Annotated in this window: 6 protein-coding genes; 5 read left to right on the top strand and 1 reads right to left on the bottom strand. The window is 51.2% G+C overall.

What is annotated here, in order from left to right:
• Nucleotides 1–62 precede the first annotated feature (62 nt).
• The gene (gene hcp, locus CSUNSWCD_RS10820; RefSeq protein WP_009497398.1) at nucleotides 63–1,391 is read right to left on the bottom strand and encodes a hydroxylamine reductase; all 1,329 of its coding nucleotides are present in this window, start codon (nucleotides 1,389–1,391) and stop codon (nucleotides 63–65) included.
• Nucleotides 1,392–1,950: 559 nt separating this feature from the next.
• On the opposite strand from hcp, the gene CSUNSWCD_RS10815 reads away from it, so the two are divergent.
• From CSUNSWCD_RS10815 to CSUNSWCD_RS10795, 5 genes are read left to right on the top strand one after another with little or no spacing between them, the layout of a single operon-like run.
• A complete protein-coding gene (locus CSUNSWCD_RS10815; protein ID WP_009497396.1) occupies nucleotides 1,951–2,589 on the top strand; it encodes a lysophospholipid acyltransferase family protein in 639 nt (212 codons plus the stop codon).
• Nucleotides 2,570–2,920, top strand: coding sequence for a hypothetical protein (locus CSUNSWCD_RS10810; RefSeq protein ID WP_009497395.1), 351 nt, complete (start codon nucleotides 2,570–2,572; stop codon nucleotides 2,918–2,920). The genes CSUNSWCD_RS10815 and CSUNSWCD_RS10810 overlap by 20 nt, the downstream gene beginning before the upstream one ends.
• Nucleotides 2,917–3,846 (top strand): phosphatidate cytidylyltransferase, encoded by a 930-nt coding sequence (locus tag CSUNSWCD_RS10805; protein ID WP_009497394.1) that lies wholly within the window; start codon nucleotides 2,917–2,919, stop codon nucleotides 3,844–3,846. Before CSUNSWCD_RS10810 ends, CSUNSWCD_RS10805 begins: the two co-directional genes overlap by 4 nt.
• A 7-nt stretch (nucleotides 3,847–3,853) precedes the next feature.
• Entirely contained in the window at nucleotides 3,854–4,408 is a 555-nt protein-coding gene (locus CSUNSWCD_RS10800; protein WP_009497393.1) for a DUF1287 domain-containing protein, read from the top strand.
• 38 nt (nucleotides 4,409–4,446) lie between these two features.
• The gene (locus tag CSUNSWCD_RS10795; RefSeq protein WP_009497392.1) at nucleotides 4,447–6,483 is read left to right on the top strand and encodes a bifunctional alpha/beta hydrolase/class I SAM-dependent methyltransferase; all 2,037 of its coding nucleotides are present in this window, start codon (nucleotides 4,447–4,449) and stop codon (nucleotides 6,481–6,483) included.
• Nucleotides 6,484–6,733: the final 250 nt, after the last annotated feature.

Below are 6,733 nucleotides of genomic sequence, written 5' to 3'. Positions count from 1 at the left end.
AGAAATTCTGCGCGCTGTTTTATGCGGCGTTCACGTGCCCATAAAGATTGCCCAAGCGACGGTTATTCGCCCAGGAAGTATTTCAGATCCGCCTGCGCGTCGCCGCTGATTAGGCGAAGACCGAAATTCTGCACCAAAAAGCCCAAAATTTCGTCGTTGAAAAACTCAGGTACCGTAGGGCCCACATTGATATTCTTAACGCCCAGGCTAAATAGCGCAAGCAGTATGATGACCGCCTTTTGCTCCATCCACATCAGCACGATCGAGATCGGCAGGTCGTTTACGGCGATGCCAGTAGCCTCGCTAAGCGCCAAGGCAATCTTGACCGCGCCGTTGCTGTCGTTGCACTGGCCTAGATCGATATAACGCGGAAGCTCGGTGCCGGGCACGTTTCCAAAATCCACGTCGTTGAAGCGGAATTTGCCGCAGCTGGAGGTCAAAATCACGCAATCATTCGGCAGGCTGAGCGCTAGCTCGCGGTAATACTCGCGTCCCTTGCCAGGCGCGTCGCAGCCTGCGATAACGAAAAAGCGGCGGATTTTGCCCGACTTGATCGCGTCTAAAATTTGTGGCGCGAGGCTTAAAATCGTCTTGTAGTGTCCGCCCGTCACCAAGCTCTCGTCGCTATCCATGCTCACGTCGCCGCATGCAAGCGCACACTCGATGAGCGGCGTAAAATCGTCGTTTTGGATATGTTTGATGCCGTCGGTGCCCGCGATAGAGTAGCCAAAGAGCCTATCTGCGTAGCTACAGGATGAGCGAAGCGGCACGATGCAGTTGGTGGTCATCAAAATCGCGCCTTTAAATTCGTTGAAAAGCTTGGTCTGATCGAACCACGCCTTGCCGACGTTGCCCTTTAGGTGCGGATACTTGCGAAGCTCCGGATAACCGTGCGCAGGAAGCATCTCGGAGTGGGTGTAGATATTGATGCCCTTGCCCTCGGTCGCCTTTAGTAGCGCCTCAAGAGCGTGCAGGTTGTGGCCGCTAACCAAAATCGCTTTGCCCTCGACTTTGTTTTGGCTAACTTTAACCGGGGTCGGTACGCCGAATTTTGCGGTATGCGCCTCGCTTAAAATATCCATCATCTGCACGCCCGCGCTTCCGACGGCCATCAGCTGCGCGATATGCTCGTCAAAGTTAAAATTTGAATTCGTCAGCGTAAAATACAGCGTGTCCGCCATAACGGTATCGACCGCGCTAGTATCGGCGCCGAGCTCGTGCGCGTGGTGGCGGTAGGCGCTAAGGCCCTTAAGTCCGAAAACCATAGCGTCTTGAAGTAACGCCAGCGTGGAGGTTTTACCGCAGGTGCCGCGGTCTTGGCCTTTGGCGCCGCAGCCCTCCGGCGCGCTCATTTGGCACTGATGACAGAACATCTCTTGATTGTAACTCATAGAAAATCCTTTATAAAAAATTAGTTGCAGATTTTAAGATTTTATTTATAATAACGACTTGATCGCCGTCAAGAAACGGCTAAATTTTATCAAATTTATTTGTAAAATGAGAATTTAATTTCTTACGACAGTACGGTTGATACTCAAATTTGACCGAGTTTTTAGAATTCTTAACTAAAGCGCGGCAGATTAGTTCATTATGGAGTTAAGGCTCACTGCTGCGCAAAACAATCTAGACTAAAGCACGCAGACAAAGAGAAAATCTCTTGCTTGGCTTAAAAAGCGCGATTTTAGGTATAATAACGGCAAATATATAAAAGAATTTCATCATATTTTACTAAAACCAGCAAAGCGGTTTTGCGGGCGGTAAGATAGAGTCGCAGCCAAGATCGGCCCAGGTTGCGCTAAATCTAATCATTTGGAGTGCCATGAGCGCTTGCGAGTTAAAATTTATAGTTCCAAAATCTACTTCGTTCGCGGGCAAGCGTTACTGCAAATCTGCGTCGCTCGTCAAATTTGACGGGCAAACAAGGCAAATTTAAAAATAAAAAGGAAAAATATGAAAGAGTTTTTAGCGGCCGCGCTTGATTTTATCCTTTGCCGTATCACGATATTTATCACGGGCGTACGGCCGCCGCAGGAGCTTTTAAACATCGGCGAGGGCACTAAAATTTACTATGCAAATCACGCCAGCCACGGCGATTTTTTGCTGATTTTCGTCTCGCTACCCTACCGCGTGAGAAAGCGCGTGCGCCCCGTCGCGGCGGCGGAGTACTGGGAGAGCGGGTCCGTGCGCAGATTTCTTGCTAAAAACGTGTTTAATATGGTTCTAATCAGTCGCCGCAAAGATCCGCTGGAAGCGCTAGCACAAATGAGCGACGCGCTGCAGACGCACTCTCTCATCATCTTTCCCGAAGGCGCGCGCAAGATGAACGACGACCTAGCGTTGCAGCCGTTTAAAAGCGGGATTTTCCGCCTGGCGCAGCAGTGCCCCGACGTCCCGCTCGTGCCCGTATGGATCAAAAACGCGCGAAACGTCCTGCCTAAGGGCTTTTTCATGCCTATTCCGCTGCTTTGCGAGCTGATAGTGGGCGAGGAGATATTTTACGGCGGCGAGAACAAGGGCGAGTTTTTACAAAAGGCGCAAGACGCGCTGCTAGCGATGAGCGAGACGCAAAATGATAGAACTAAAGCTTGATTTGGCGGCTTTGGCGAGAGCGGTAAATTTAAGCCCCGTAAGCCCATCAAATGAAAAGGGAAAATTTGCGACCGATTTTTACGGCAAATTTGACGGCGAGCCTTTTAAAGCAGCAGCCAAAAACGTCAAATTTGAGCACGAAACGGCGATCAAAACGCCAGCCTTGCCGCAAATCAAATTTGACCCAAACGCAAATTTAAACCGCGTAAAAAATTTAACCAATCAAGCCGTCCGCGCGGCAAACCAAACGCTCGCAAATTTGACTCGCTCGGAGAGCTCCGACGTAGGCGTCAAATTTAGCTTCAAATTTAACCAAAAGGCCCTAAAATGAACCCGCAAAATCATATATTAAATCTATTTTTAGGACTCATCGCGGTGCTTGTCGTCTCTAGCGTCGTGGCTTTTATATTAAAGGCCAAATTTGGCGCCGAGAACAAAACCATCGCAAATTTGACCTCACGCATAAACGCCTGGTGGGCGATGATTTTGGTCATTTTTGCGTTTACTTATCTGGGCAAAAACGCCGTGATATTTTTATTTTTGCTCGTATCTTTTGCCGCATTGCGCGAGTTTTTATCGCTCATCTACATCCGCAGAGGCGATCATATCGCTCTCGTGGCGTGCTTTTACGTGATTTTGCCCATGCAGTATATCTTTATCTATGCCGACTGGTACGCTATGGCGATGATATTTATCCCGGTTTACGGATTTTTATTTTTGCCGATTTTGGCGGCTATTTGCGGCGATGCGGCCTATTTTTTAGAGCGCTCGACGAAGATCCAGTGGGCGCTGATGATCTGCGTGTTTTGTATCTCGCATATCCCCGCACTTCTTTTGCTGGATCTTGAGCGCGGTAACAGTATGGAGCTGATGCTGTTTTTGATCATAGTCGTGCAGGCTAGCGACGTGCTGCAGTATATCTGGGGCAAGCTTTTTGGCAAGCGCAAGATTGCTCCTAGCATCAGCCCGTCTAAAACGGTGGTCGGCTTTGCGGGCGGGGTTCTTAGCGCTAGCGCGCTGGCTGCGTGCCTGCATCATCTCACGCCTTTTGGCGCGGTAGGGGCGTTTTTCATCGGGCTTGCCGTTTGTATGATGGGCTTTTTAGGAGGGCTTGTTATGTCGGCGATCAAGCGTGATCTGGGCGTCAAGGACTGGGGCTACATGATCAGCGGGCACGGCGGGATGCTTGATCGTATGGACTCGCTGTGCTTTGCCGCGCCGATATTTTTTCACATAGTTAGATACTTTTACGCGTGAGGTTTTTATGAAAATCGGTAGCAAAATTTTACTTTTAGCGCTCGCGGCAAATTTAGCCTTTGCATTTTCGGCTGGGAAACTTGTGCAAGATGCTAGAGCACAGATCGGACAGACGCTATTTTACGATCCTTCGTACTCTAGGCTTGAGTACCCGATGGGCGATGTGGATATGATAAAAGGCGTTTGCACCGACGTCGTCGTTAGAGCACTGCGCGGACAGGATATCGATCTGCAGCGGCTCATCCACGAGGATATGAGCGCAAATTTTAGCGCCTATCCAAAAAACTGGGGCGCGAAAAAGACCGACAAAAATATCGATCATCGCCGCGTACCAAACATCGCAACCTATCTAAAACGCAAGGGCTACGAGACAAAGGACGAGTTTAAAGCCGGCGATATCGTGACGTGGCGGCTGGATAACGGCAGGCCGCATATCGGCATAGTTTCGGATAAATTTGCGGACGGCAAAACCCCGCTCGTGATCCACAATATCGGGCTTGGCGCGCAGGAAGAGGACGTGCTAAACGAGTACGAGATAACGGGGCATTTTAGGATAAAATAAGCGTAAAAACCGATAAATTTAAGTAAGAAAGGCAAAAAATGGAGTTTAAAGAGAGCTATTTTATAACGAGCGACGGGGCGAGGATATTTTACAGATACCGCCTGGCTGCGGACGTAGCGTGCGAAAACCCGGGTGCAAATGAAGTAAATTTGAGCGAGGACGGTAAATTTGGCGGGTCAAATTTGAGCGCTGAGGCCGCAAACGAAACGTCAAATTTGACTATCGAGCAAGCAGGCGGCGCTGATGAAAATGCGGAGCCAGGCTTAAACGGCGAAGGTAAATCGGACGAGCAAAATTTACTAAACGGCGACGAAAACTCGGACTCGAATTTAAGCGAAGCTAGCAAATGCGGCGCGTCAAATTTGAGCGAGACGCCGAGCGAAAACGCCGAGCAAAATCTCAAATTTAAAGCCGCGCCAAACGCCAAAGCCGTAGCGATATTTCACCGCGGACACGAGCACTCGGGCAGGACGACGCACGTGGCGGACGGACTAGCGGATGAGAGTTTTAGCTATTTTGCCTGGGATCAGCGCGGACACGGCAGGAGCGAGGGCGAGCGGGGCGATGCGCCGAGTATCGGCCGCCTCATCGCCGACGTGGACGAGTTTGTGGCGCACATCGAGCAGAGATTTGGCTTTGATACGCGAAATCTAGCCGTGATAGCCCAGAGCGTGGGCGCGGTGCTGGTCTCGGCGTGGCTACACGACTACGCTGTGCGCGTTCGCTGCGCGGTGCTGGCTAGTCCGGCGTTTAGCGTGAAGCTTTACGTACCGTTTGCTAGGGCGGGATTAAAGGCGCTCTACTGCGCCCATGGAAATTTTTTCGTAAATAGCTACGTCAAAGCTCACTATCTCACGCACGACAAGGAGCGCCAGGCTAGCTACGACGCCGACTCGCTCATCACTCGCGCGATCTCGGTGCGCATACTGCTTGGGCTTTACGAGGCGGCGCAGCGCGTGGTTTCGGACGCCGCCGCGATCACGACGCCTACGCTACTGCTGATCTCGGGCGATGACTGGGTCGTGGAGCACGCCCCGCAGCACGAGTTTTACAACGCTCTTGGCGCGCGGGTAAAAAGGCGCGAGATTTTAGAGGGATTTTATCACGATACGCTGGGCGAGAGCGAGCGGGAGAGGGCGTTTGAGATCATTCGCGAGTTCGTCGGCGAGCGCTTTAGCGCGCCTTTTAGCGAGGTGGACTGCACGCACGCGGACGAATACGGCTTTAGCCGCGAGGAGGCCGATAGGCTAGCTACGCCGCTGCCGAGATTTAGCCCGAAAAATTTGATGTTTAAGTTTCAAAGGTTTGGTATGCAGGCGCTCTCGCCGTGGGTCGGCGGACTAAAGATCGGCGAAAATACCGGCTACGATAGCGGCAGTACGCTTGACTACGTCTACCGAAACGAGCCGCAAGGGGCGAATAAATTTTTTAAATTTATCGACAAATTTTACCTAAACGCGATCGGCTGGCGCGGCATCAGAGAGCGCAAACGAAATATCAAACTAGCGATCGATCAGGCCGTAGCAAAGCTGCAGGAGCGAGGCGAGCCGCTACGACTGCTCGACATCGCCTCGGGGCACGGCAGATATATACTAGACGCCGCGCAGGGGCATAAATTTGAGCGCATAACGCTACGCGACTACAGCGACATAAACGTAAAAGCCGGCAGCGAAATGATAAAAGAGCGCGGGCTGCAGGACGTCGCGAGCTTTACGCAGGCAAATGCGTTCGAAGCTGTTAGCTACGAGGGTCTGCAGGGCGCATATACGCTAGGCGTCGTGTCGGGGCTGTTTGAGCTTTTCCCCGATAACTCGGTCGTGCGCACCGCGCTACAAGGCTTTTCAAGCAGCGTAAAAAGCGGCGGCTACCTCATCTACACCAACCAGCCGTGGCACCCACAGCTCGAGATGATCGCGCGCGCTCTATCTAGCCACAGGCAGGGCGCTGCGTGGATCATGCGCCGCCGTAGCCAGGCCGAGATGGATCAGCTCGTGGAAAAGGCAGGCTTTAAAAAGGTGCGTGAATGGATAGATGGGGATGGGATATTTAGCGTGAGTTTGGCTGTTAAAATTTAAAAGCGGCTTGTCTCGCGAGCGCTTTTCCGAGATTTCGCAAAATTTTTGCTCCGCAGGCTATATGTCTAGCGCACGCTCAATTTTGCTTCAAAACTCGAAAAATCATCTCACGATACTTCGCCTTATCTTTTTACGTTCAAATTTGAAGCCAAATTTGCAAATTTAACTTCAAATTTTTACTCGCCTAGATCCACTCCACAAAAACGCAAATTTAAAAAACGTGCGGCGCGACAGCGCGATCGCACCCCTT

Origin of the sequence: Campylobacter showae CSUNSWCD, assembly GCF_000313615.1 — a bacterium.
Classification (GTDB): domain Bacteria; phylum Campylobacterota; class Campylobacteria; order Campylobacterales; family Campylobacteraceae; genus Campylobacter_A; species Campylobacter_A showae_A.
Note: the sequence above shows the minus strand (reverse complement) of the source record. Positions and strands in the feature narration are given on the sequence as shown.

Coding starts and splice junctions, on each gene's coding strand:
- hcp (WP_009497398.1), bottom strand. CDS start 1,391: ATGAGTTACAATCAAGAGATGTTCTGTCATCAGTGCCAAATGAGCGCG.
- CSUNSWCD_RS10815 (WP_009497396.1), top strand. CDS start 1,951: ATGAAAGAGTTTTTAGCGGCCGCGCTTGATTTTATCCTTTGCCGTATC.
- CSUNSWCD_RS10810 (WP_009497395.1), top strand. CDS start 2,570: ATGATAGAACTAAAGCTTGATTTGGCGGCTTTGGCGAGAGCGGTAAAT.
- CSUNSWCD_RS10805 (WP_009497394.1), top strand. CDS start 2,917: ATGAACCCGCAAAATCATATATTAAATCTATTTTTAGGACTCATCGCG.
- CSUNSWCD_RS10800 (WP_009497393.1), top strand. CDS start 3,854: ATGAAAATCGGTAGCAAAATTTTACTTTTAGCGCTCGCGGCAAATTTA.
- CSUNSWCD_RS10795 (WP_009497392.1), top strand. CDS start 4,447: ATGGAGTTTAAAGAGAGCTATTTTATAACGAGCGACGGGGCGAGGATA.